Annotated in this window: 20 protein-coding genes, 1 tRNA gene and 3 pseudogenes; 12 read left to right on the top strand and 12 right to left on the bottom strand. The window is 68.6% G+C overall.

Translation table 11 applies throughout. The features are described from left to right. Positions 1-8: 8 nt before the first annotated feature. The 3 genes and pseudogenes from AB0M16_RS17465 to AB0M16_RS17455 form a co-directional block, all read left to right on the top strand. A complete protein-coding gene (locus AB0M16_RS17465) occupies positions 9-1,802 on the top strand; it encodes a carbamoyltransferase C-terminal domain-containing protein (protein ID WP_365343674.1) in 1,794 nt (597 codons plus the stop codon). 62 nt (positions 1,803-1,864) lie between these two features. Continuing rightward, the gene (locus tag AB0M16_RS17460; RefSeq protein WP_365343672.1) at positions 1,865-2,347 is read left to right on the top strand and encodes an SRPBCC family protein; all 483 of its coding nucleotides are present in this window, start codon (positions 1,865-1,867) and stop codon (positions 2,345-2,347) included. Between the two features lie 11 nt (positions 2,348-2,358). Beyond that, positions 2,359-2,970, top strand: a pseudogene (locus tag AB0M16_RS17455) (histidine phosphatase family protein); the annotation flags it as partial. Between the two features lie 554 nt (positions 2,971-3,524). On the opposite strand, the gene AB0M16_RS17450 reads toward AB0M16_RS17455, so the two are convergent. The 3 genes from AB0M16_RS17450 to AB0M16_RS17440 form a co-directional block, all read right to left on the bottom strand. After that, positions 3,525-3,866, bottom strand: a complete 342-nt coding sequence (locus tag AB0M16_RS17450; protein ID WP_365343670.1) for a MerR family transcriptional regulator — start codon at positions 3,864-3,866, stop codon at positions 3,525-3,527. A gap of 663 nt (positions 3,867-4,529) precedes the next feature. Continuing rightward, positions 4,530-4,757 carry an SCO5918 family protein gene (locus AB0M16_RS17445; RefSeq protein ID WP_365343999.1) on the bottom strand — a complete coding sequence of 76 codons (228 nt, stop codon included), beginning with the start codon at positions 4,755-4,757 and terminating at the stop codon, positions 4,530-4,532. 207 nt (positions 4,758-4,964) lie between these two features. Continuing rightward, the gene (locus AB0M16_RS17440) at positions 4,965-5,168 is read right to left on the bottom strand and encodes a cold-shock protein (protein ID WP_226729086.1); all 204 of its coding nucleotides are present in this window, start codon (positions 5,166-5,168) and stop codon (positions 4,965-4,967) included. A gap of 770 nt (positions 5,169-5,938) precedes the next feature. Between AB0M16_RS17440 and AB0M16_RS17435 the strand changes: the two genes are divergently transcribed. Next, on the top strand, positions 5,939-7,444 hold the full coding sequence (locus AB0M16_RS17435) for a pyridoxal-dependent decarboxylase (protein WP_365343668.1): 1,506 nt from the start codon (positions 5,939-5,941) through the stop codon (positions 7,442-7,444). A 473-nt stretch (positions 7,445-7,917) separates the two neighbouring features. Here AB0M16_RS17435 and AB0M16_RS17430 read toward each other — a convergent pair whose 3' ends face one another. Further along, positions 7,918-9,018 (bottom strand): alpha/beta hydrolase, encoded by a 1,101-nt coding sequence (locus AB0M16_RS17430; protein ID WP_365343666.1) that lies wholly within the window; start codon positions 9,016-9,018, stop codon positions 7,918-7,920. Between the two features lie 110 nt (positions 9,019-9,128). Between AB0M16_RS17430 and AB0M16_RS17425 the strand changes: the two genes are divergently transcribed. Next, positions 9,129-9,854 carry a TetR/AcrR family transcriptional regulator C-terminal domain-containing protein gene (locus AB0M16_RS17425; protein ID WP_365343664.1) on the top strand — a complete coding sequence of 242 codons (726 nt, stop codon included), beginning with the start codon at positions 9,129-9,131 and terminating at the stop codon, positions 9,852-9,854. A gap of 299 nt (positions 9,855-10,153) precedes the next feature. Here AB0M16_RS17425 and AB0M16_RS17420 read toward each other — a convergent pair. After that, positions 10,154-10,422, bottom strand: a pseudogene (locus tag AB0M16_RS17420) (hypothetical protein); the annotation flags it as partial. Position 10,423: 1 nt separating this feature from the next. On the opposite strand from AB0M16_RS17420, the pseudogene AB0M16_RS17415 reads away from it, so the two are divergent. After that, positions 10,424-12,571: pseudogene (locus AB0M16_RS17415) on the top strand (RHS repeat-associated core domain-containing protein); the annotation flags it as partial. After that, positions 12,568-13,002, top strand: a complete 435-nt coding sequence (locus AB0M16_RS17410; protein WP_365343662.1) for a hypothetical protein — start codon at positions 12,568-12,570, stop codon at positions 13,000-13,002. The pseudogene AB0M16_RS17415 and the gene AB0M16_RS17410, both read left to right, overlap by 4 nt. Positions 13,003-13,231: 229 nt before the next feature. On the opposite strand, the gene AB0M16_RS17405 is transcribed toward AB0M16_RS17410, so the two are convergent. The 3 genes from AB0M16_RS17405 to AB0M16_RS17395 all read right to left on the bottom strand — a co-directional run bounded on the left by AB0M16_RS17405 (position 13,232) and on the right by AB0M16_RS17395 (position 15,161). Next, entirely contained in the window at positions 13,232-13,579 is a 348-nt protein-coding gene (locus AB0M16_RS17405; protein WP_365343660.1) for a transcriptional regulator, read from the bottom strand. Between the two features lie 692 nt (positions 13,580-14,271). Continuing rightward, the gene (locus AB0M16_RS17400) at positions 14,272-14,589 is read right to left on the bottom strand and encodes a hypothetical protein (protein ID WP_365343658.1); all 318 of its coding nucleotides are present in this window, start codon (positions 14,587-14,589) and stop codon (positions 14,272-14,274) included. Positions 14,590-14,792: 203 nt separating this feature from the next. Next, a complete protein-coding gene (locus tag AB0M16_RS17395; RefSeq protein ID WP_365343656.1) occupies positions 14,793-15,161 on the bottom strand; it encodes a VOC family protein in 369 nt (122 codons plus the stop codon). Between the two features lie 63 nt (positions 15,162-15,224). On the opposite strand from AB0M16_RS17395, the gene AB0M16_RS17390 reads away from it, so the two are divergent. Continuing rightward, positions 15,225-15,683 (top strand): MarR family transcriptional regulator, encoded by a 459-nt coding sequence (locus AB0M16_RS17390; protein WP_365343654.1) that lies wholly within the window; start codon positions 15,225-15,227, stop codon positions 15,681-15,683. 196 nt (positions 15,684-15,879) lie between these two features. Next, a complete protein-coding gene (locus AB0M16_RS17385; protein ID WP_365343653.1) occupies positions 15,880-16,293 on the top strand; it encodes a pyridoxamine 5'-phosphate oxidase family protein in 414 nt (137 codons plus the stop codon). Positions 16,294-16,464: 171 nt separating this feature from the next. On the opposite strand, the gene AB0M16_RS17380 is transcribed toward AB0M16_RS17385, so the two are convergent. Further along, positions 16,465-16,538: transfer RNA gene (locus tag AB0M16_RS17380), tRNA-Gly, on the bottom strand. Positions 16,539-16,943: 405 nt separating this feature from the next. Between AB0M16_RS17380 and dcd the strand changes: the two genes are divergently transcribed. Then, positions 16,944-17,519, top strand: a complete 576-nt coding sequence (gene dcd, locus AB0M16_RS17375) for a dCTP deaminase (RefSeq protein WP_137988410.1) — start codon at positions 16,944-16,946, stop codon at positions 17,517-17,519. Positions 17,520-17,532: 13 nt separating this feature from the next. Beyond that, a complete protein-coding gene (locus AB0M16_RS17370; RefSeq protein WP_365343651.1) occupies positions 17,533-18,030 on the top strand; it encodes a phosphoribosyltransferase in 498 nt (165 codons plus the stop codon). Between the two features lie 66 nt (positions 18,031-18,096). On the opposite strand, the gene AB0M16_RS17365 is transcribed toward AB0M16_RS17370, so the two are convergent. The 3 genes from AB0M16_RS17365 to AB0M16_RS17355 form a co-directional block, all read right to left on the bottom strand. Next, complete coding sequence (locus AB0M16_RS17365; protein WP_365343649.1) at positions 18,097-18,966, bottom strand: Yip1 family protein; 870 nt, start codon at positions 18,964-18,966, stop codon at positions 18,097-18,099. Between the two features lie 465 nt (positions 18,967-19,431). Further along, the gene (locus AB0M16_RS17360; RefSeq protein ID WP_365343647.1) at positions 19,432-21,687 is read right to left on the bottom strand and encodes a (Fe-S)-binding protein; all 2,256 of its coding nucleotides are present in this window, start codon (positions 21,685-21,687) and stop codon (positions 19,432-19,434) included. Positions 21,688-21,849: 162 nt separating this feature from the next. Further along, positions 21,850-22,371 (bottom strand): sugar transferase, encoded by a 522-nt coding sequence (locus AB0M16_RS17355; protein ID WP_365343645.1) that lies wholly within the window; start codon positions 22,369-22,371, stop codon positions 21,850-21,852. A 215-nt stretch (positions 22,372-22,586) separates the two neighbouring features. Here AB0M16_RS17355 and AB0M16_RS17350 point away from each other — a divergent pair. Further along, positions 22,587-23,682 (top strand): Hsp70 family protein (locus tag AB0M16_RS17350; protein WP_365343643.1); only part of this gene is annotated, 1,096 nt, incomplete at its 3' end.

Raw genomic sequence — 23,682 nt, 5'->3', positions numbered from 1 at the left:
AGAAAGCCGTGATTGTTCTCGGATGTAATGGATTCAGCCGGGTGTCGGAGTTCTTCTCCGAGCGCTTCGGCGCGACCGGCATCAACAAGCACTACCTCTTGGGCCACGACGCCGCCGCCGCACTCCTGATCGACGGCCGCCTGGTCGCCGCGGTGGAGGAGGAGCGCCTCAACCGGGAGAAGAAGACCACCGACTTCCCCGCGCACGCGATCGACTGGTGCCTGAAGGAGGCCGGGATCACGCTCGACGACGTCGACGTGTTCGCCTTCCCCTGGAACTGGTCCGCGCAGGTTCTCGGCGAGATCCTCGACGGCATCCGCGGCTCGTCGGCGCCGGAGACCGTGAAGACCGGGCTCATCGACAACATGGCCGACCTGTTCGAGCAGGTCGTCAGCCCCGGTGCGATCCTCGCCGACTTCGAGGCCCGCACCGGACACCGCCCCGACCCGGCGAAGGTCCGCTTCGTCCCGCACCACCTCGCCCACGCCACGACCGGCTACTACCTCGCCGGCATGAAGGACGCCGCGTTCCTCGTCAGCGACGGGCGCGCCGAACGCTTCTCGACCTTGACGGGCGAGATCCGCGACGGCCGGATCACCGTCTTCGACGACACGGTCGTCGGCGCCCAGTACTCCATGGGCACCCTGTTCTCCGCCATCACCCGCTTCCTGGGCTTCGTCCCCAACAACGACGAGTACAAGGTGATGGGCCTGGCCGGATACGCCGAACCCCCGGTTCCGAACCCGTTCGTCGACAAGCTCCTGAGGCTGCACGACGACGGCCGCTACAGCTTCACCGAGCCCCTTCGGACCGACGACCTGCACAGTCACGACGCCCTGTTCGAGGCGTACTTCGGGCCCTTCGAGGACACCCTCGCCTACACCTCCCGCGTCGCCGCCGCCGCGCAGCAGATGCTGAACGTGGCCACCGCCCACCAGGTCCGCCACCTGGAGAAGAGGACGGATCTCGACCGGCTGCTGTTCGAGGGCGGAGTCGCCCTGAACTGCCTCAACAACACCCCGCTGTTCGAGGGCTCGCGCTTCGCGGACATGCAGGTCAGCTTCGGCGCCTCCGACACCGGCATCACCATCGGCGCCGCGGCCCGCGCCTGGCTCGACGACCCCGGCACCACCCCCGAGGACATCCGCGCCGCCGACGCGCCCGTCACCCCCTATCTGGGACCGGCGTACGACGAGGCCGCGATCGAGGAGGCCCTGCGGGAGTTCGCCGACCGCGTCGTCGTCACGCGCCTGGACGAGGACGAGATCGTCGACCACGTGGCGAAGCTGCTGACGGAGAAGGTCGTCATCGGCTGGTTCGAAGGCCGCGTCGAGCACGGGCCGCGCGCACTCGGGCACCGCAGCATCCTCGCCAACCCCGGCTTCAGCGACATCAAGGACATCATCAACACCCGGGTCAAGCACCGCGAACCGTTCCGCCCGTTCGCTCCCCTCGTCCTGGAGGAGCAGGCGCCGACGGTCTTCGAGATGGGGCGCAAGACCAGTTCCCCGTACATGACGTTCGTCTTCCCGGTCCGCGACGCGTACAGGGACCGCATTCCCGGCGCCGTGCACGTGGACGGCACCTCGCGCATCCAGACCCTGACGGACGAGGGGACCCCCCGGCTCACGGCGCTGCTGCGGAAGTTCACCGACCTCACCGACACCCCGTGCCTGATCAACACCTCGTTCAACGTCGCCGGCGAACCCATCGTCTGCACGCCCACCGACGCCCTGAACTGCTTCATGGGCACGGAGATCGACTACCTGGTCCTCGGCAACCACCTCGTCGCCAAGAACTAGAAGAACCGGGACCGAGAAGAACCGGGACCGAGAAGAACCCGGATCAAGAACAAGGAGCACCCATGCCGACGATCCAGCGCAAGCACACCATGTACCACTCCACCATCCTGGAGGCGGACCCGGACACCGTGTGGGCGACCGTGCGTGACGCCATGCAGATCCTGGAGATCGTGTCCCCCGGCGACCTGGACATCCACCGGGACGTCAGCTGGGTGGAGGGCGGCTCGGTCGACACCGTCCCGGCCCGGTACGACTTCAGGCTCACGCTCAACGGCCGTCTCGTCCAACAGGAGATCGCCGCCCGGGACGAGATCAACAGGACCCAGTCCTACCGGGCCGTCGCCCCCACGAGCGGAGTCGCCAGGTACGAGGCCACCATCCGGGTGTTCCCCGTCACCAACGACCCGGCCCGCAGCTTCTTCGACTGGTCGCGGACCCTCGAGATCGCCGAGGACGCCGACCTGAACGTGGTCGAGGCCATCATCGACGTGATGGAGAAGCAGACCGACGCCGTACGCGACCACTTCGCGGCGACCGCGAAGTGAGCGACGTGACGACGCTCGTGCTGCTGCGGCACGGCGAGACCCTGCTGACCCCGCAACGGCGGCTCTCCGGCAGCGGCGGAGCCAACCCCGGACTCTCACCGGTGGGACGCCGCCAGGCCGAGGCGGCGGCGGAGGCCCTCGCCCACCGCGGCGGCATCGAGGCGGTCGTCACGTCACCGATGCGGCGCTGCCGGGAGACCGCTCGGGCCGTGGCCGCGCGCCTGGGCCTGAGCGTCCAGGTCGACGGGGACCTGCGGGAAGCGGACTTCGGCGCCTGGGAGGGCCTGACCTTCGCCGAGGTCCGCGAACGTCACCCGGCCGACCTGGAGGCCTGGTTCGCCTCTCCCGAGCACCCACCCTCGGGCGGCGGCGAGACCATGCAGCAGGTCACCCGCCGCGTCGCGGCCGTACGCGACGGCCTCACGGCCCGGTACGCCGGCGCCACGGTCCTGGTGGTCTCCCACGTCGTACCGGTCAGAACCCTGATCCGCCTCGCCCTCCAGGCCCCGCCCCCCACCCTGTTCCGTATCGACGTCGCCGCGGGCTCCCTGTCGACGCTCACCTACGCCGAGGACGGCACCGCCACGGTGCGGGCCCTCAACGACACCCACCACCTGAACTGAGCGGCGCCCGCGAGGAAGCGCCCGAGCCCCAGGTCTCCGACCTGGGGCTTCGCCATGGAGCGGAGAGGGGAACCGAACCCGCGCCGCAAACCGATCCGGAAGACATCGACTGCTGTCAGTGAACGGCCAGTCGGTGTCGTACGACTACCGAAGGCCTGATGCGGGGCACGAAGGTGGGCAGGCCGGTCGGAGCGCGCACCGGGCTGCGGCGGTGCTGGCGGCGTAGGTGCCCTGGTCGACCCCTGTCGTCCGCTCTGAAGGGCACGCTCGGGGCACGACGGCTTTCTCGGGCGCGGCACCTTCCCGTTGTGCCCGGTGCCCGGCGATCAGCAGTCGCGCGGACTTCCGTGCCTGAGCCCGCCGGCGCGGGCCTGGCCGTGGCCGGCCGACATGACCGGGAAGAGCTGTACGTCTCCGGTCGGGCGCCGAGCCTCTCCGAGCGGAGCGGATTCCACCGACGCCGAGGGAGAAGCGAAGGGCCCGTCCGCTCGCGGCCCGGTGCTGATCGCGTGGCGTCTCGTGCGCGCCGTGCCTGTCGACCGCCTGGAACCGCTTCAGCCGGCAGTGGGGTGATCGGACTGCTGAGCCGCTGCGCGGCGGTACTCGGCGTTGATGCGCTGGGCTTCTTCGAGCTGGTCTTCCAGGACGATGATGCGGCAGGCGGCCTCGATCGGGGTTCCCTGGTCGACGAGTTCCCGGGCGCGGGCGGCGATGCGCAGCTGGTAGCGGGAGTAGCGGCGGTGGCCGCCCTCGGAGCGCAGCGGGGTGATCAGGCGTGCTTCCCCGATGGCACGGAGGAAGCCCTGGGTGGTGCCGATCATTTCGGCGGCCCGGCCCATCGTGTAGGCGGGGTAGTCGTCGTCGTCGAGACGGTCGTACGAGTCGTCTGCTGTCATTTGCACCTCTCTGCGGAACGCGTCGAGGGGCCCTGGTGCCGTACGGCACCAGGGCCCCGAAGGAACTACTACACCATCTGCCGGCCCTGATATCGCGCCGGCCTCCTGTGTCCGTCGCCCCGACCTGGCTGCTGTCGGGAGCGCGGGGATCGCGGTTGCCTGACCGGAGACCACCTCACTATCGATGTCCTGCGGTACCCGGGCTCAAGTGCTCCTCCCGGGGGATCCTGATGGCGCGGGTTCCTCCGTTCCTCCTCGGCGACCGATCACTTGCCACGGGGTCTCGGTACTGCGACCACGTGTGTTGCCGACCGGCAGTTCATCTCTGCCAGGCCTCATTGTCTCTGTGGGTTACGTGAAGAAACATACCCACGCCAACGCCTGATGTCTACCTCGGCCGCGATAGATTTTCGGGTGTCCGGCAGTGAGGTCATCGATTCCGGTCGGCGGTGCGGCGGGTATGACGGCACACCTCACCGCCCGTGGCCCGGTCGTCCTACGACTCGCCGCCCGCACTCCGCGTGCGGAAGGCCCGCCGGACAGCACTTCGCCCCGCCGGGTGACCGGCGGGGCGAAGGCGAGGCCCGGAGTGGTGCGTCGACGGCCTCGGCCGGGTTCTCCTGGCTGCTCGGATGCCGGCCTCACGTTCGTCCGTATGCGGGGTCAGGTCCCCGTCGGGGCCCCGAGCAGCGCGGAGGCGTGCTGGAGGGCGTCGGAGGCGCGGAGCGGCGCGGGCGGCCGGGGAAGGCCACGGCAGGTGAAGCCGAGCTTGGTCATGGCCCGGAGGGCCTCACCGGCGGTGAAGTCGCGGCGGTCCTGGCGGGTGATGACCTCGCCGACCTGCTTGACGGGGCCTTCCTTGATGCGGTGCGTATCGAGGAATTCCGGCAGCGGATGGGCGGCGCCGGGAACCACGGGCACGGGCGCCGAATTGAATGAGGCCGGCAGGCGGCGTGGCCCAGGTCAGGGAATTTTCGGTGCACCTGGGCGAGTGAGGAAATGCGAGAGGCGCAAAGGTGTGAGAACCCCTCGGAACGCATGCAGCCGGGGCCCGCACCCCGAAGGATGAGGGCCCCGGCTACGTGTTACGCGTCGGCGTCAGGCGGAAACGATGTTCTCGGCCGTGGGGCCCTTCTGGCCCTGCGCGATGTCGAAGGAGACCTTCTGGCCCTCCCGCAGCTCACGGAAGCCCTGGGAGGCGATGTTGGAGTAGTGGGCGAACACGTCGGGGCCGCCGCCGTCCTGCTCGATGAAGCCGAAACCCTTTTCCGCGTTGAACCACTTCACGGTGCCGGTAGTCATGTCATGTCTCCTTGGGGCATTACGACGGGATCCGTACCGTACGGACGCCGAGTCGCCGCGATGATGCCCTGCCCGGAAAACGACCGGAAATGCAAAGCGCTTCCGTGCGGCACGCGGCCGGCAGGAGGCGCCTGGAGTATTCGGGTACCAAAACTGCAACTGATTTCGACGGTAGCACGTCACTACGGCCTGTGCGCGACCGATGTTTTCCCCTGCGTGTTGCCGACAAAAACTCTCCGAGCGAGGACGGCTAAATTCTCAGGTCGCGAATGCAGGTATTCATTGCCTTCGGGCGAAGCGTTCCTGAAGACGGTGGCCGACCGGCCGGGACCTCTGCGGCCACCGGGGGCCCGCGACAGTGGTCGGCGCCGGAGAAGTCCCCCTACGGCTCGCGGAGGCCGCGGGACCTCCGGCGAGACCATGGGGGGCCATGCCCTCCGCGTGCCCCGTCCTGCGGGACTGAAGGGCGAGCGGGCAGCGAGCTCGCCTCCCAACGAACCAGCCCCAGGTCACTGACCTGGGGATTTGCCTTGGAGCGGATGACGGGAAGCGGCCGTGCGCCGCGGGGGCTTGGCCTTTCTCGTGCCCGCACCCAGCGGGGCAGCACGTACATGCCGCACTGTGTCGGTCTCGTGGCGGGCCGGCCCGCCGCCGGATCATTTCGGGGGCCGGCGGTGGCGTGTCGGCAGGTGGGGTCGCTCGTTACGATCACGGCCCTCGATGCTCCGACCTGAGGGCCTTTGTGATGACGAAAGGCCCGAGACGCAGCTATGACCCGTTCGCCAGACCTCGCTCCGGGTGGGCGCGGCGACCACCTCTCGCCCATGGACCAGCTGCCGCCTGGGGTGAGCCCGAAGGTGCTGCGGGACGAACTCGCCGCCGCAGCGGAGTGGGTGTCGCAGTACCTGAGCGAGCTGACCGGGGAACCGGTGAGCCGTCCGATGCCCGCGACGCACCGGGACCGGCTGCGCGAGGCACCGCTCGGCCGCGACGGTGGGGAGCTGGGCCGGGTGTTGGACTTCGTACGGGATGAGATCGCGCCGTTCCCGACCGGGAACGGCCACCCCGCGTTCTTCGCCTGGGTCAACTCGCCGCCCGCCCCCGCAGGGATCATCGCCGAACTCCTGGCCTGTGCCGTCAACGCGACCTGCGGCATGGGCGACAACGCCCTGATGGACCTGGAGCGCGGAACGGTACGCATGCTCGCCGGACTGGCCGCGCTGCCCGACACCACCGGCGGGGTGCTGACCAGCGGCGGGTCCATGGCCAACCTGCTCGCCCTGGCCACCGCCCGCACCTGGTTCCTCACCCGCCGCGGCAGCGGCGACGGGCCCGCCTATGACCGCGACCACGCCCGCCTCACCCTTTACTACAGCGCCCAGGCGCACATGTCCGTCGCCAAGGCGGCCGCCTGCATCGGGCTGCCCGCCCACCGGCTGCGCCCCGTCCCCGCCGACGCGCACGACCGCCTGGACCCGGCGGCGCTGCGTGCCGCGGTCACCGCTGACCTGGACGCGGGCCTGCTGCCCTTCTGCACCGTCACCACGCTGGGCACCACCGCCACCGGCGCCGTCGACCCGCTCGAACCGGTCACGGCCCTGTGCCGGAGTACCGGGATGTGGCACCACGCCGATGGCGCCTGGGGTGGTCTCGGAGCCGCCGTCCCCGCACTGGCGCCCTTGTACCGGGGCGTCGGGGCCGTCGACTCGCTGACCGTGGACCCGCACAAGACCCTCAGCGTGCCGGTCGGCTGCGGAGCCCTGCTCGTCCCCGATCCGGAACACCTGCACACGGCCTTCGCCCATCGCGCCTCCTACCTCACCGCCGACGAAGGCGATGCACTGCCCTGGCTTTCCCATGCCACGATCGAGCTCACCCGCCCCGGTACCAGAGCGCTGGCCCTGTGGGCCACCCTCGACCACCTGGGCCGGGACGGTGTCACCGCCCTGATCGAGCACTACCTCGCCCTCGCCGACCAGCTACGCCGGCGGATCGCCGCACAACCCCGCATGGAACTGCTGCCCAGCGGCCCCTGGCCGGTCGTCTGCTTTCGCATCAGCCACCCGGCCCCCGAGGGCCCGGACGAGTTCCATGCCCGTATTGCCCAGCGCGTCCAGGCCCGCGGACGGGCCTTCCTCGCCACCGTCGCCGTACACGAACGCACCGTCCTGCGCGCCTGCCTGTGCAACTACCGCACCACCGCGGACGACCTCGACCTGCTCATCAGTGAGGTTCTCCATGCCGCCGACGTCGACGAGCCGCCACGCCCTCGGTGACCACCCACGACGCCGCCACTCCACGAACATGCCCCGCCGCCGCACGATGCCGGCCACTGCGGCGGCACGGGCAGGAGGGGCCGAACACCGCTGACCGGACGCCTCGTCGCAGAGCCGGCTTCCGCAGCGAGTCACCGGCCCGACTGCGGAAGGTCCACGCGGCCTCACCCTTGAGAGCTCTGGACGACAACGAAGACCCAGGTCTCTGGCCTGGGGCTTTGTCGTGGAGCGGATGACGGGAATCGAACCCGCGCTACAAGCTTGGGAATTACCCGGCACTTGCGCCTACATGTGGCCTCTGATCTGCTGAAAGAGTGCCGAAGAGGTGGTTTCGATCGCCCCTGGTCGGCTCCGGGTCGGCCCCTGTTGACCGCTGTTCACCGCTGTTCACCGCCTCTACCGGCACGTTGTGGCACGGCCCCGCCCGCGGGCGCCAGGGAAGCGTCGGCGGCAGCTTCGGCTCGCCAGGTTCTTCAGGCGCCAGTTGTGCCGACCGTCTCACGGGCGACCAGCGGGCGTACGTGGGCCAGCAGCAGCTCCAGGAACCGTTCCGGCCGTCGGAACGCCGCGAAGTGGCTGCCGCCCTCGATCAGCGCGAACCCCTTCACCGGCGCCTGGACGTCGTCGAAGAAGCGGCGGGCGAGCGCCGGCGACGTGAGGACGTCCTTCTCGCCCTGGAAGACGAAGAAGGGGAGCTCGAACTCGGTCCCGTCCGCCCAGTCGTCGCACCCGGCGGTGGCCTGGGCGATCTGCTCCGAGAGGGGCATGCCCTTGAGGAACAGTCTCATCTCGCGCAGCGAGTGCAGCGGTGAGAACCACAGCGACCCCATCACGGTCTTCTTCATGGTGTCGAGGGTCAGCGGGTCGCTGGTGGCCAGCAGCTTGGCGTGCATCGCGCGTTCGCGGGCCGTCCACCGTCGCTCGTCGGGGTGGAGCGCCTCGACCGCTGCCACTTCCCTGCGCTTTCCTCCCGCGCGCAGGCGGGTGAGCAGGGCCCGGTGTACGGAGTCGTCGCGGCCGGCGTCGTGGATGTTCTGGTCGGTGCCGACGTACGCGGAGTAGCGATCGGGGAACGCGCGGGCGAGCCGCAGACCGAAGACACTCCCGTAGGAGTGGCCGAGCAGGACGACCTTGTCGACGGCCAGGCGGGCCCGGATGTGGTCGGTGATCTCGATCGCGTCCGCGTAGACCCGGTCGAAGGTCATCTCGCCAGAGCCTTCCGCGCCGTTGCGCCCCAGGGTCTTGAGGGTGCCGCGCATGTCCCAGCGGACGATCGTGAAGTGCTTCTCCCAGGACCGTGTGCGGGGCCCGAAGATCGCGGTCGAGGCTCCGGGGCCGCCGTGCAGTTCCAGGATGACCGGGTTGGCCGGATCCTCGCCACGGATCGAGATCCACTGCTCGATGCCGCCGATGCGGACGAAGCCCTGCTCGTCGATGCCGTTCGGGGAGGTGATCTTCATCAGCGAGGCGTTGCGCGAACGCTCGAGGGCGCGGTGGCCGAGCAAGGCGACCGCAGATGCGGCAAGGGCGGCTGCGGAGGTGGCGGCGACGGTGGCGGCGATGGTGGCGATCACGACGGCTCCCTGAGGTCCTGTTCCGAGAAACTGTATACGCCGTAAGCTGTTGGATATACGGTATAAACAGTTAGGCTGAGGTGTCAACGGGATCGGCGGAGGAGGCGCGGGTGGCTGCGAGGAAGGCCAAGGGGCAGGGCGGCGTGAAGGCGAGCTTCGCGTTGCTCTGGGGCGAGCAGGAGCCGCCGAGCAGGGGCCCGAAACCCTCGCTCACCGCGAGCCGGATCGCGGAGGCGGCCGTCGGGATCGCCGACAGGGAAGGGCTGGACACGGTCTCGCTGGCGCGGGTCGCCAAGGAATTCGGCGTCACCGCGATGGCGCTCTACCGGTACGTCCCCGGCAAGACGGAGCTCCTCGATCTGATGGTCGACCTCGCGATCGGCCCCCCGGCCGCGATAGGCGACATCCCGGGCGGCTGGCGCCCGCAGCTGACCGAGTGGGCCCGGCGCTGTCTGGCGATGTACCGCCGCCACCCGTGGATCCTGGCCGCGACCGGAACGCGCCGTCAGATCATGGGTCCCCATCAACTCGGCTGGCTTGAAGCGGCCTTGGCCGCACTGGCCGGAACGGGACTGTCGGCCCCCCAGCAACACGACACGTTCCTGCTGCTCGCGGGCCACGTCCGCACCGTCGCCCAGCAGTACATCGACCACGACGATGCGGCGAGCGAGGAGTGGGCCCGTCTGACGGCCCAAGCCCTGGAGCGGCACGAGGGGCGCTTTCCCGCCCTGACCGAGGCGATCGCGGCGGGCGCCTTTGCATCACGGGAGGCGAGTTCACTGGACTTCGGCCTGGAGCGGATCTTCGACGGGGTGGCGGCGCTGGTATCCCGGTGAGTCGCCGCTTTCCGGGCTGGAAGCCTGGGCAACGACGAAGCCCCAGGTCGCTGACCTGGGGCTTCGTCCGTTCAACAGCGGATGACGGGAATCGAACCCGCCCTACAAGCTTGGGAACCCCCGCGGCCCGGCTTGGCCACTCGCTGTCTGACCTGCGAAAACAGGTCCTTTCGCGGCGCTTCTCGCTGGCTCGACGATACCCGTGGTGACCGCTGTTCACCGCCTCGAGGGGCACGGATGGGGCACGACCAGCTTCCTCGGCGATGCGGCGCTGCCTCCGCGTGTCCGATGCCCGGTGATCAGTCGTCGGGCGGGCCTTCCGCTTCCCGGAGCCTCTCGGCGATGTCGTCGGCCCACTCCTGAGCCCACCGGCGCAGCTCGATGGTCTGCTGGTCGTCGAGTCCGTAGGCCGCGAATTCGGTGTCGTCGATCCAGTCCGCGCCGGCGAGCCGGGCTGAAGGTCGGAGAGGTCGAAGCTGTCACGAGCGTGGCGGCGGCCGAGCTCTTCGAGCTCGATGTGACTCCAGCGATCGGCTGCCGCCCGGACGTCGATCAGGTCACGCGCCAGGGCCTGGCGCGAGGGGCCGGACGGCGGCCGCGAGGAGTGGCAGTGGGACACCGAGGGGAATCTCGTCCTCCACACCGACGAGGCCGGGCACACCACCACCTACACGTACACCCACTACGACCAGCCCGCCACGAGGACCGACCCCGACGGCGCGCACTACGCCTTCGCCTACGACACCGAGCTGCGCCTGATCAGAGTCACCAACCCGCAGGGCAAGGAGTGGCACTACACCTACGATGCGGCAGGCCACCTGGTCGCGGAAACCGACTTCGACGGCGCTACGCGCACGTACGAACGCGATCCGGCCGGCCGTCTCACGGCACAGACGAACGCACTGGGCCAGACACTGCGCTTCACTCTCGATGCGGTCGGGCGCATGATCGCCCAGCGCGACGAGTCGACCGGTGACGTCACGACCTACGCCTACGACGCGAGTGGCGCCCTGCTTCACGCCGCGAACGCGGACGCGGTACTGAGCCGGGAGCACGACGCGGCCGGGCGCGTCGTCTCGGAGACGGTCAACGGCGGCATCAGCGCCTACAGGTATGACGCCATGGGCCGCCGTACCCGGCGCACCACCCCCTCCGGCGCGCGTTCGGAGTGGACGTACGACCCCGCGGGCCGTCCCACCGGACTGAGGAGAGGCGACGCGACCCTTGCCTTCGCCTACGACGCCGTGGGCCGCGAGACCGAACGCCGCATCGGCGCCGACACCACCCTCACGCACGCCTGGGACACGGGCGACCGCCTCACCAACCAGACCCTCGCCACCCGCGACGAGACCGAAGCCGCCCGGATCCTCCAGCAGCGCCTCTACGCGTACCGCCCCGACGGCTACCTCACCGAAATCCGCGAACTGACCACCGGGACACGGCGGTTCAGCCTGGACCCGATGGGTCGGGTGACGGGCGTCCAGGCACACGGCTGGAGCGAGAAGTACACGTACGACCGGACGGGCAACCAGACCCACGCCGAAGCGCCGCACCACCCCGCAGCGGGAGACCGGAGCTATGAGGGCGCCGTCATCCGCCGGGCGGGCCGCACCACCTACGAGCACGACGCGGCCGGTCGGCTGATCCGCAAGACCCGCAAGCTCCTCAACGGCCAGACCCGTACCTGGACGTACACGTGGAGCGCGGAGAATCGTCTCACCAGGGCCACCACCCCCGACGGCGGGGAATGGACCTACGCCTACGACCCCCTGGGCCGCCGCATCTCCAAGACGGCTCCGGACGGAACCGCGCTCACCTTCACCTGGGACGGCACCTGCCTGGCCGAGCAGGTCGACGTGGACGGCACGGCGACGACATGGGACTACGCGCCTGGCACCCACCGCCCGATATCCCAGTCCACATGCCGGGCGACCGAGGTCGAACCCGAGGCCGGCCACTCCCTCCTCGGCCTCGCGGGCACCACCTCCCAGTCCGAGTTCGACGCCCGCTTCCTCGCGATCGTCACGGACCTGGTCGGAACGCCCGTCGAACTGGTCACGTCCGACGGCACTCTTGCCTGGCAGTCCCGGACGACTCTCTGGGGCACCCCCCTTCCCGCCGCGGAAGGAGAGGTGGACTGCCCGCTTCGCTTCCCCGGCCAGTACGCGGACGAGGAAACCGGCCTCCACTACAACTACTTCCGGCACTACGACCCGGAGACCGCCCGCTACACCACACCGGACCCGCTCGGGTTGGTTCCGGCGCCCAACGCGACGACGTATGTTCGCAACCCCCATAGCTGGGCTGACCAGCTGGGGCTTGCCGGTGAGCCGGAATGGGTCAATCCGGAAGATATCAACTTCTCCCAACGTACGGTTTCCCCGAACGACTACGTGGAGAAGATGCGCTCCGGGGAGTGGGACTGGCGACGCCCCGGTACGGCGTTGAAGGTCATGGAAGTAGATGGCCAGCTGGTGTCGTACGACAACCGAAGGCTTGATGCGGCACGCGAAGTGGGGAGGCCGGTCATCATCGAACGTGTCGACCCGAACGCGGTTCACCCTGATTCGACGACCGGACGGACCTGGGCACAGCAATTCCAAAGGCGCATGAATTCCGCGCGGAATAGAAATGAACTGGGTGAGCCGGTTCCCCCGGCCGGACTCCAGGAGAGGCCACAGCACGTGCGCAACGGGAAGTGTAAGAACAAGAAATGACCACGATCGAACGCTTGTGGGAAGACTTTGAGCTTCCCATCAAGGACGCACTCCACTACGCCGACGGGCGGTCCTACGATCTCGCCCTCGACTCCGGCGCGCCGAGTGGCTTCTTGGTGCTCTCCCCGTTCGAGCTCGACGAGATGCTGGAAGACGATCCTTCCTGGGTGTCCTCGGTCGATGGGCTTGCCGCTGTGGACCTGGGGGGGAAGGGGCTTCTGTGGGGCGGAGAAGGTTCGTACGGTTCGGAGGGATTCATTGCACGTCTGACTGCCGACCGTGCGCTGATCTGGGCGATGTTCTTCACTGAATCCAATCCGTTTGATCGAATTCAGCTGTCCGGCAACGTCGCTACTTTCAGCTCGACCTCAGGGTTCGAGATCGCAGTCGATATTGACGATCCGCGAACTCCGGCTCCTCCGGAACGGTGACGAAGAAGGCCCAGGTCAGCGACCTGGGCCTTCTTCGTTCAAGAGCGGATGACGGGAATCGAACCCGCGCTACAAGCTCGGGAATCACCGTCGCCCGGCCTGGCCACCTACGGTCTGACTGCGGAAACCAGTTCTCATGAGGTGCTTCTCGCTTCTCGGCGATACCGTGTTGACCGCTGTTCACCGCCCCGAAGGTCCGCGAGGAGTCGCCGGTGCAGTTCCGTGAGATTCACGCAGCAGCCTGGGCGTCGGGCGTCAGTTCGTTGAAGGCGCCCTCCCAGACATCGCGAATGTCCCGGCTGATCAGTGTGCGCAGGACGGGCCACATGGCGACGAGCAGTTCTCGGTTCAGGTAATGGACCAGGTCATCGTGCTGCCCTTCGGCCAGCACGATCCGATAGCAGCCCATCCGCAACCGGGGCTGGTCGAGGTCGAACCGAGACAGGCCGGACCATGCGAGGTGCAGCGGAAGGTCGACGTGGCCGCGGGCGGGGCCACCGAGCTCCGAGAGCTTGGCTGGAAGCCGCCTGGCAAATCTGGCTCGGCGGAGCTCGGGAACGCTGGGTGTGGCTGCCATGTCTTGATTATTCCGCAGGAGAGCGAGGCGGCCCCGTGTTTCCGGTACAGGTGACACCCGGCTCAGAGCTTCTACCTGGCCGCAGTGGTGGTAACGCTGCCGTAAGGGCAGGTCAGAGTGCTCATGTGGCGCCTCCGGCGAGACAATGCAATGTTCATGCCCTCCGCGTGCCCCATCTCGCGGGGCTGAAGGGCGTACGAACGGCGAGACCGGCCTGCCAACGACGAAGGCCCAGGTCGCTGACCTGGGCCTTCGTTCACGAGCGGATGACGGGAATCGAACCCGCGCTATAAGCTTGGGAATCACCCGGTACTTGAGCGTACGTATGGCCTCTGACCTGTGATAACTGCCATTGGCGGCCTCGTGTGGGTCGACTCGGCGAAGCCGCTGGTGACCGCTGTTTACCGCCCCTACTGGCACGTTGTGGCACGGGCTTGCGTTCAGGGGCAGTGGAGGCGTCGTGCTTCTCCGCTGGGTGACGTCGGGCCTTCCAACGTCGGCGGGCCCAGTCGCCGGTTTCGCCGATGGCAGCCATCAGTGCGGCGGACGCGGCGCTCGCCGCGAGGCCGGCCGGGTGGCCCGTCGCGTGTTCCAGGAGCCAGAGGGCCAGGGTGAGCACGGCCCACCAGGCGGAGAGCGATAGGGCCTCACGTCGCGCGCGGCTGATCCGAGGTGCTGTTGCGGGCACGGAGTCAGGAGCCCTCGCGCGGGGCCACCGCGGGGCGGCGCTGACGCGTGCGGGTGGTGAGGCCCAGGACCAGGCAGCCGGCAACGGCGAGTACACCGCCGGCTGCCGTGCAGCCGAGTGCCATGTCGGAGGAGGCGCCCGCTATGCGGGGGAGCGCGTTGGCGGGGGCGGTGGCATAGATCAGCAGGAGTGCCCAGTCGCGTGGTCGTACAGGAGCCAGTCGGTGGCGCAGCCGCTCGGGGACCCGGTTCGTCGCCATGGCCAGGCCCAAAGGCAGCACCGTGAGGGAGAGGAACGCGAGGCCGATCCACTGCCAGGTCATGGTGGGCCGACTCCGAGGGGGCAGGCATAGCGCGGCCGTGTGGGCGGCTGTGCCGAGGCGGGGCCGAGGACGAGCGAGGCGGTCGTGGGTGGCGAGTTCCGTGCCCCTGGGGATCGGCATGGGCAGCAGCGGGCTTGACGGGACTGCCGGAGCCCTGGTTGGTCGGCTTTTGCCGTGCCGCCGGCCCGTTGCGGTTTGGTCGATCAAGCGCGGTCGTGGAGCGTGACCTGGTAGCCGTCGGGATCGGCGAAGGTGAAGGTCCGACCGAAGGGACCGTCGATCGGTGCGGAGACGATGGTGTGACCGTCGGCGACGAGCGCGTCGTGGATGGCCTGGACGTCGGTGGCGTGGATCCAGATCGCGGCACCGATGCCGGGCTGAGCGACGGATGCGAGGTCGGTGCCGGGAACGACGTCGCGGAGTGCGAACGCGATCGGCTTCGTCTCGAAGACGACGGCGTGCGCAGGTCCGGCCGGCGAGCGGACGAGGCCCAGGTACTGCTCGTAGAACGCCTGCGAAGCGTCGAGGTCGCGCACTTGGAGCGAGATGAAGTCAGGGCCGGTGGCGGGCATGATGACGCTCCTTCTCTTCGTGTCAGTTTTCTGACACGTGGCAACCTATGTCAGAATGCTGACATGAGTCAAGAAGGTGTCGGGGTCGACCTGGAGACGTCACTGGGCTACCTGCTCAAGGAAGCGTCGAGCGCCCTCCGTGTGGCCATGGAGGAAGTGCTGCGGCCGCTCGGGATGAGCGTGACGCACTACTCCTGCCTCGAACTGCTGGCGCAACGGCCGGGCTTGTCGAACTCCGAGCTCGCGCGGGGCGCATTCGTGACACGGCAGACGATGAACGTGCTACTCCAGGCCCTGGAACGAGACGGCTACGTGACCAGGCCCGCGGAGGCACCCGTCGGGAAGGCGCTTCCCACACGGCTCACGCCTCGCGGCCGACGAAGCCTCGAGAAGGCGAGCGCAGCCGTCCGGTCCGTCGAGGCCAGAATGCTGGCCGGCCTGACCGAGACCGAGCAGTCAGACGCGTTCCGGATCCTGCAGGGCATGATCCACTCCCTGCACGGTGACAACGAGGGTGCATAGCTCGTTCCGCGGCGCCACGACCCCTCGTATGGGAATCCCGGATGCAGCCGCGTCGTCACCGCGCCTTGCGGAGCAGCTCCGCAGTTCTCCGGCCTCCGTAGCCGGTCAGGTCCCGGGCTCGGCAGCTGCCTGAGGGACGGCGTCACCGGGGACCGATATACCGGCCACCCGGGCACACCCGTGGTACAGAAGGCCCGTGCAGCACGATGAGCTGATCCGGTTTCTGCGCGGGCACAAGCTCGCCGTCCAGGCGTCCGTTACTCCTGGCGGGGCGCCCCAGGCTGCCGTCGTCGGAATCGCGGTCAGCGAGGAGATGGAGATCGTATTCGACACAGTCGAGACGACCCGCAAGTACCAGAACCTGCGCGCCGACCCCCGTATCGCGCTCGTTGTCGGCTGGGACGAGATCACCGCACAGATCGAGGGCGTCGCGGACTTCCCCGTCGGTTCGGACCTCGAACGTGTCCGGGAGTGCTACTTCACCGCGTACCCGGACGGGCGTGAACGCCTTGCCTGGCCCGGCATCACCCATGTACGGGTTCGGCCCCGCTGGGTGCGGTACAGCGACTACACCCAGGACCCTCCGAGGATCGTAGAGCTCACCGTCTAGCCTCGAAGGTCGGCCCAGCCCGCACGGCTCATCGCGTGCGCGACGTCGGAGAGGCCCTTGACGGAGCGAGTAGGCGCCCGGCACCCGCGACACACGGACTGAGGACCCACCTGGGCCGCAAGAGGTCTAGACGGCAAACAAGCCCCAGGTCTTTGACCTGGGGCTTTGCTATGGAGCGGATGACGGGAATCGAACCCGCGCTATAAGCTTGGGAAGCTCATGTTCTACCATTAAACTACATCCGCGCAGCCGCCCGATGATCGATGCGGCATCGTTGCACACTGTACCCCATCCCGCATCCGGGGCGAAGCGCGTTCGCTCGGAGTGCCCTCCGCGGGGTGTCGCCCCCGATCCCCTAATGTGGCTGTCTCGTCCACCACTTGTCGGGGAAGGGACTTGATGGGTTCGATGGAGCGCACCGTCGTCCGCTGTGCCGAGGGGCACGTTTTCAGCACCGCTTCGTTCCCGTTGCAGCAGCTCGGGGTCGGGCGGATCGGGCCCGGGCGGCTCGTTCGGTGCCCACGGTGCGCGCGGTTGCGGCACGCCGTACCGGTGGAGCTCGAGCAGCGCTGATCGTCTGCGGAGATCGACGGAGGGGCGCGGGTTCTCCCGATTGGGGGAGCTCAGCGCCCTCTGCGTATCGTGGGACCGTGCTTCTCTCAGACAAGGACATCCGGGCCGAGATCGACGCCGGACGGGTGCGCATCGACCCGTACGACGAATCCATGGTGCAGCCCTCGAGCATCGACGTGCGGCTTGACCGCTTCTTCCGGGTGTTCGAGAACCACCGCTACCCCCACATCGACCCCGCGGTCGAGCAGCTGGACCTCACCCGTGAGGTCGAGCCGGAGGGTGACGAGGCGTTCATCCTGCACCCGGGCGAGTTCGTGCTCGCCTCGACCTACGAGGTCATCACCCTGCCGGACGACATCGCCTCCCGCCTGGAGGGGAAGAGCTCCCTGGGGCGGCTCGGGCTCGTCACCCACTCGACCGCCGGGTTCATCGACCCGGGCTTCTCCGGGCACGTGACGCTGGAGCTGTCGAACCTCGCCACCCTGCCGATCAAGCTCTGGCCTGGCATGAAGATCGGCCAGCTGTGCATGTTCCGGCTGAGCTCGCCCGCCGAGCACCCGTACGGCAGTGAGCGCTACGGGTCGCGGTACCAGGGGCAGCGGGGGCCGACGGCCTCCCGGTCGTACATGAACTTCCATCGGACCCAGGTGTGAGGCGGTAGCCGGCATGAGTGAAGTACGCGAGAACCTGACGTACGAGGGCTTCGGGCGCGCGATCCGCGAGCTCGCGCAGACCATCGCCGACGACGGCTACGAGCCCGACATCGTGCTCTCCATCGCCCGCGGCGGCGTCTTCGTCGCCGGCGGTCTGGCCTACGCCCTGGACTGCAAGAACATCCACCTGGTGAACGTGGAGTTCTACACCGGGGTCGGCACGACGCTGGAGATGCCCGTCATGCTCGCGCCCGTCCCGAACGCGATCGACTTCTCCGACAAGAAGGTCCTGATCGCCGACGACGTCGCCGACACCGGCAAGACCCTCAAGCTCGTCCACGACTTCTGCGTCGACCACGTCGCCGAGGTGCGTTCCGCGGTCATCTACGAGAAGTCGCACTCCCTCGTGAAGTGCGAGTACGTCTGGAAGAAGACCGACGAGTGGATCAACTTCCCCTGGTCCGTCGAGCCGCCCGTCGTCCAGCGCGAGGGCCAGGTCCTCGATGCCTGACCCAGGCAGACGGAGAGGGCCCCACCGCGCTTCCGCGGTGGGGCCCTCTCCCGTTGGTACGGGTTCCTAGAGCGTGCCCAGCTTGATCAGGCTCAGCAGGGCCACCAGCTGGATCGCCGACGCGCCCAGCGCCTTCGGCCACGGCATGTCGTGGGAGCGGCTCACCATCACCGTGAACAGCGCGCCCGCCGCCAGCCAGGTCAGCCAGCCGATGACCTGGACCAGGCCGTTCTCGCCGCCGAGGAAGAGCGCGAAGACCAGGCGCGGGGCGTCCGTGATGGACATGATCAGCATGGACAGCCCGACCGTGGGCTGCCAGGAGCCGTCGCCGCCCAGCTGGCGGGCCAGCGTGTGCGTGACGGCGCCGAGGATCAGTCCGCCGACCACGAAGCCCACGGCGGTCATCAGGACGTAGGGGATCGCCGTCGACAGGGTCGCGTTGATCGCCTCTTCGCGGGCCTTGTCGAAGCCGAAGATCGCCAGGAGTCCGTAGAGGAACGTGACGATCAGCGCCGGGCCCCACACCGCGTGGTCCCGCATCCGGAGGAAGGTGTCCGCCGGGCGCAGCACGATGCCGCTCAGGAGGGCCTTCCAGGGCAGCCGCGGGCCCGTGGGGACGGGGGCGGCGCCGGCCTGGTAGGCGGCGCCCTGACCGTACGGGTCGTCGTTGACGCTGAAGACCTGGGTGTGGCCCGGGTTGTTGGCGGCGTAGTGCTGCTGCGGGTGCTGCTGCTGCGGCGCGTGCGGGTCGCCGAAGTACTCCGGCTCCCCGTCCCCGTACCCCTGCTGCTGCGCCCACTGCTGCCGAGGGGGCTGCTGGTGCTGCTGCGGGTACGGCGGCGGGGGCGCGTTGTACCCGTACGGCGCCTGCTGCGGTCGTTGTTGCGGGGGGCCGCCGGCCCGGCCGCGTCCGTTCCTGAATCCAGCCACGTCCATGAACGTACCCGCTCCCGCTGTGCCCTCGCGCCACGGCGGGAGAGTGCGGCAGAGCTGTGACATCCCCTAGGGGGTCCGGGGGGTTACGGAGCCGCGTCCCAGCCCTGCGAGGGTCGTTACGAATCCGATGGAATGCCCCCATATGGGGCTCCTGCCGCGCATGTATCGCCGAACAAGCCACGCAAAAGAAACTTTCCCCCGCGAATCGCCCGTCGGACCCTTCGTACCGCAGCCATCGCCACCCCGACGCCCAAGCCCGCGCCGCACCAGGCCGACGCGCGCGTCACCCTCCCCAACGGCGAGGTCGCGAGGTTCTCCGAGAAGGAGCGCCGCGTCGAGCTCCGCTTCGGCTCCCTCACGCCCGAGGAGCAGACCGTCAGAACTGAGGCCCGCGAGTACGCGGAAGGGCCGCCCCGCGTGACGCGGGGCGGCCCTTCCGGCACGTTCGCTACGGACGAGCGGTGCTCACGCGGCCGGCTCGGGCTCCGGCTCCTCGGCCGGCGCCGACTCCGCCGGCGTCTTCACCGAGTCGAGCAGCAGCTGTGCCACGTCGACGACCTGGAGGCTCTCCTTGGCCTTGCCGTCGTTCTTCTTGCCGTTGACGGAGTCCGTCAGCATGACGAGGCAGAACGGGCAGGCGGTGGAGACGATGTCCGGGTTGAGGGACAGCGCCTCGTCCACGCGCTCGGTGTTGATGCGCTTGCCGATGCGCTCCTCCATCCACATCCGGGCACCACCGGCGCCGCAGCAGAAGCCGCGCTCCTTGTGGCGGTGCATCTCCTGCTGGCGCAGGCCGGGGACGGCGGACATGATCTCGCGCGGCGGCGTGTAGACCTTGTTGTGGCGGCCCAGGTAGCACGGGTCGTGGTAGGTGATGAGGCCCTCGACCGGGGTCACCGGGATCAGCTTGCCCTCGTCGATCAGGTGCTGGAGCAGCTGGGTGTGGTGGATGACCTCGTAGTCGCCGCCGAGCTGCGGGTACTCGTTGGCGATGGTGTTGAAGCAGTGCGGGCAGGTCGAGACGATCTTCTTCGCCGACTTCGGCTTCTTCGTCGACTCGTCCTCGTCGTCCTCACCGAACGCCATGTTCAGCATCGCGACGTTCTCCTGGCCGAGCTGCTGGAACAGCGGCTCGTTGCCGAGGCGGCGCGGGGAGTCGCCCGTGCACTTCTCCTCGCCGCCCATGATCGCGAACTTGACGCCCGCGATGTGCAGCAGCTCGGCGAAGGCCTTCGTGGTCTTCTTGGCCCGGTCCTCCAGGGCGCCGGCGCAGCCGACCCAGTAGAGGTAGTCGACCTCGGTGAGGTCCTCGATGTCCTTGCCGACGATCGGGACCTCGAAGTCGACCTCCTTGGTCCACTCGACGCGCTGCTTCTTGGCGAGACCCCAGGGGTTGCCCTTCTTCTCCAGGTTCTTCAGCATCGTGCCGGCCTCGGACGGGAAGGCGGACTCGATCATGACCTGGTAGCGGCGCATGTCGACGATGTGGTCGATGTGCTCGATGTCGACCGGGCACTGCTCGACGCAGGCGCCGCAGGTGGTGCAGGACCACAGCACGTCCGGGTCGATGACGCCGTTCTCCTCGGCGGTGCCGATCAGGGGGCGCTCGGCCTCGGCCAGGGCGGCCGCGGGGACGTCCTTGAGCTGCTCCTCGGTCGCCTTCTCCTCGCCCTCCATCGTCTTGCCGCCGCCCGCGAGCAGGTACGGCGCCTTGGCGTGCGCGTGGTCGCGCAGCGACATGATGAGGAGCTTCGGGGAGAGCGGCTTGCCCGTGTTCCAGGCGGGGCACTGCGACTGGCAGCGGCCGCACTCGGTGCAGGTGGAGAAGTCGAGGATGCCCTTCCAGGAGAACTGCTCGACCTGGGAGACGCCGTAGACGTCGTCCTCGCCCGGGTCCTCGAAGTCGATCGGCTTGCCGGCGGAGGTCATCGGCTGCAGCGGGCCGAGGGCGGTGGAGCCGTCGGCGTTGCGCTTGAACCAGATGTTCGGGAAGCCGAGGAAGCGGTGCCAGGCCACACCCATGTTGGTGTTGAGCGAGACCGTGATCATCCAGGTGAAGGACGTGACGATCTTCAGCGCCGCGAAGAAGTAGGTGAGGTTCTGGATCGTGCTCAGGTCCAGCCCGTCGAGCAGCGCGATCAGCGGGTACGAGGCGAAGAAGCCCGGCTCCCAGCTCGTCACGTGGTGCTGGACGCCCTCGAGCGCGCGCAGCGTCATGATGCAGACGCCGACGATGAGGATGACGGCCTCGACGAAGTAGGCCTGGCCCGTCTTGGAGCCCGCGAAGCGGGACTTGCGGCCCGCCCGGGTCGGCTTGCTGAGCTGGCGGATCACGATGAGCGTCACGATGCCGAGGACGGTCATCAGGCCGAGGAACTCGGTGAAGATCTCGTACGGCAGCCAGTCGCCGATGATCGGGATGAGCCAGTCCGCCTGGAAGAGCTGGCCGAACGCGTTGACGATCGTCAGCAGCAGGGAGAAGAAGCCCACCGCGACGAACCAGTGCGCCACGCCGACGACGCCCCAGCGGTTCATCCGGGTGTGGCCGAGGAACTCCTTGACCAGCGTGACGGTGCGCTGCTTCGGGTCGCCGGTGCGCGTACCCGCGGGCACCGGCTGACCGAGCCGCACGAAGCGGTAGATCTGCGCGGTGGCGCGGCCGAACAGCGCGACGGCTACCACCGTGATGACGATCGACACGACGATCGCGGCGAGTTGCATGAGGGGCTCCTCGGGCGGGCCTGCGAGGCGGAGCACCGGCACTCTCGAGCACTTCCGGCACTGTCGAGTGTGGCACTACTAAGCGGTAACTTATTCAGTCCGTGCCGAGATTACCGGGTCGCGGCCGCGCACTGTAGCGGAGCTCACGGTGATCTGTGTCGCTCAGGCAACCCTTGCCGTGTGGGGTGCGTGGGCCGCGTGGCGACGTTTACGGACTGCAGGCAGGGTACGCGCCAGGATCACCAGGTCCATGCCCAGCCAGTGATGGTCCACATAGTGGAGATCGAGCAGTTCGCGCTCCTCCCACGGCAGCTCCGACCGCCCGCTGATCTGCCACGGGCCCGTCATCCCCGGCCGTACGGAGAGCCGGCGCCGCCCGTCCCCTCTGTTCTCCCGGTGTCCGGGCGCCAGGGGGCACGGTCCCACCAGCGACATCTCGCCGCGTACGACGTGGAGCAGCAGCGGCAGGTTCGCCAGCGGGCTCTTCGTGCGGAAGGTCAGCATCGTGAAGGTCCGGTCGTCCCGGCCGGCGACGGGGCGGCGGCGCAGCAATCCGTGCGTGGTCCCCGCGCGCGTGCTGCCGGTTCCGAGTGCGACGGAGAGCGCGACCGCGGTGATCAGCGGGGACAGCAGGGCGAGGAGGGCGAGCCCGCCCGCGATGTCGAACGCGCGCTTCGCCGTCATGCGCGTACACCTTCCGGCGAGAATCATGGGATATGTCCGGACTCTCTCACGCGGGGGGTGCCGGAGCGGGGAACGACGCGCGCCGTCGAGGCGTTCATTGAGCGCCGGGGGCGGTGAAGAGTTGAGTCGACCCCACTCAGGTCTGTTGACTCTGGTTCGGCCGTCGTGCATCCTTGAGTCAGTTCCACTCAAGTCAGTCAGCTGGAGGAATTGAAATGGCACGTGCGGTCGGCATCGACCTGGGCACGACTAACTCCGTCGTCAGCGTTCTCGAAGGCGGCGAGCCCACCGTCATCACCAACGCCGAGGGCGCCAGGACCACGCCGTCCGTCGTCGCCTTCGCGAAGAACGGCGAGGTGCTCGTCGGCGAGGTCGCCAAGCGTCAGGCGGTCACCAACGTCGACCGGACCATCCGGTCCGTGAAGCGCCACATGGGCACCGACTGGAAGATCGAGCTCGACGGCAAGACCTTCAACCCGCAGCAGATGTCCGCCTTCATCCTTCAGAAGCTGAAGCGCGACGCCGAGGCCTACCTGGGCGAGAAGGTGACCGACGCGGTCATCACCGTCCCGGCCTACTTCAACGACTCCGAGCGTCAGGCGACGAAGGAGGCCGGCGAGATCGCCGGTCTGAACGTCCTCCGCATCGTCAACGAGCCCACCGCGGCCGCGCTCGCGTACGGCCTCGACAAGGACGAGCAGATCATCCTCGTCTTCGACCTCGGTGGCGGCACCTTCGACGTGTCCCTCCTGGAGATCGGCGACGGCGTCGTCGAGGTGAAGGCCACCAACGGTGACAACCACCTCGGTGGTGACGACTGGGACCAGCGCGTCGTCGACTACCTGGTGAAGCAGTTCGCCAACGGCCACGGCGTCGACCTGTCCAAGGACAAGATGGCGCTGCAGCGTCTGCGCGAGGCCGCCGAGAAGGCCAAGATCGAGCTGTCCTCCTCCACGGAGACCACGATCAACCTGCCCTACATCACGGCCTCCGCCGAGGGCCCGCTGCACCTGGACGAGAAGCTCACCCGCGCCCAGTTCCAGCAGCTCACCGCCGACCTGCTCGAGCGCTGCAAGACCCCGTTCCACAACGTCATCAAGGACGCCGGCATCTCCCTCAGCGAGATCGACCACGTCGTCCTGGTCGGCGGCTCCACCCGTATGCCCGCCGTCGCCGAGCTCGTCAAGGAGCTGACCGGCGGCAAGGAGGCCAACAAGGGTGTGAACCCGGACGAGGTCGTCGCCATCGGCGCCACGCTCCAGGCCGGTGTCCTCAAGGGTGAGGTCAAGGACGTCCTGCTCCTCGACGTGA

The sequence above is a fragment of the Streptomyces sp. NPDC051921 genome (assembly GCF_040680975.1).
Lineage (GTDB): Bacteria > Actinomycetota > Actinomycetes > Streptomycetales > Streptomycetaceae > Streptomyces.
The sequence above is the reverse complement of the archived record's forward strand: the minus strand, read 5'-3'. Positions and strand labels throughout refer to the sequence as shown.

Excerpts from the sequence above, each read along its gene's own strand:
- AB0M16_RS17460 (WP_365343672.1), top strand. The coding sequence starts at position 1,865 with ATGCCGACGATCCAGCGCAAGCACACCATGTACCACTCCACCATCCTG.
- AB0M16_RS17450 (WP_365343670.1), bottom strand. The coding sequence starts at position 3,866 with ATGACAGCAGACGACTCGTACGACCGTCTCGACGACGACGACTACCCC.
- AB0M16_RS17440 (WP_226729086.1), bottom strand. The coding sequence starts at position 5,168 with ATGACTACCGGCACCGTGAAGTGGTTCAACGCGGAAAAGGGTTTCGGC.
- AB0M16_RS17435 (WP_365343668.1), top strand. The coding sequence starts at position 5,939 with ATGACCCGTTCGCCAGACCTCGCTCCGGGTGGGCGCGGCGACCACCTC.
- AB0M16_RS17410 (WP_365343662.1), top strand. The coding sequence starts at position 12,568 with ATGACCACGATCGAACGCTTGTGGGAAGACTTTGAGCTTCCCATCAAG.
- AB0M16_RS17405 (WP_365343660.1), bottom strand. The coding sequence starts at position 13,579 with ATGGCAGCCACACCCAGCGTTCCCGAGCTCCGCCGAGCCAGATTTGCC.
- AB0M16_RS17400 (WP_365343658.1), bottom strand. The coding sequence starts at position 14,589 with ATGACCTGGCAGTGGATCGGCCTCGCGTTCCTCTCCCTCACGGTGCTG.
- AB0M16_RS17395 (WP_365343656.1), bottom strand. The coding sequence starts at position 15,161 with ATGCCCGCCACCGGCCCTGACTTCATCTCGCTCCAAGTGCGCGACCTC.
- AB0M16_RS17390 (WP_365343654.1), top strand. The coding sequence starts at position 15,225 with ATGAGTCAAGAAGGTGTCGGGGTCGACCTGGAGACGTCACTGGGCTAC.
- AB0M16_RS17370 (WP_365343651.1), top strand. The coding sequence starts at position 17,533 with ATGAGTGAAGTACGCGAGAACCTGACGTACGAGGGCTTCGGGCGCGCG.
- AB0M16_RS17365 (WP_365343649.1), bottom strand. The coding sequence starts at position 18,966 with ATGGACGTGGCTGGATTCAGGAACGGACGCGGCCGGGCCGGCGGCCCC.
- AB0M16_RS17360 (WP_365343647.1), bottom strand. The coding sequence starts at position 21,687 with ATGCAACTCGCCGCGATCGTCGTGTCGATCGTCATCACGGTGGTAGCC.
- AB0M16_RS17355 (WP_365343645.1), bottom strand. The coding sequence starts at position 22,371 with ATGACGGCGAAGCGCGCGTTCGACATCGCGGGCGGGCTCGCCCTCCTC.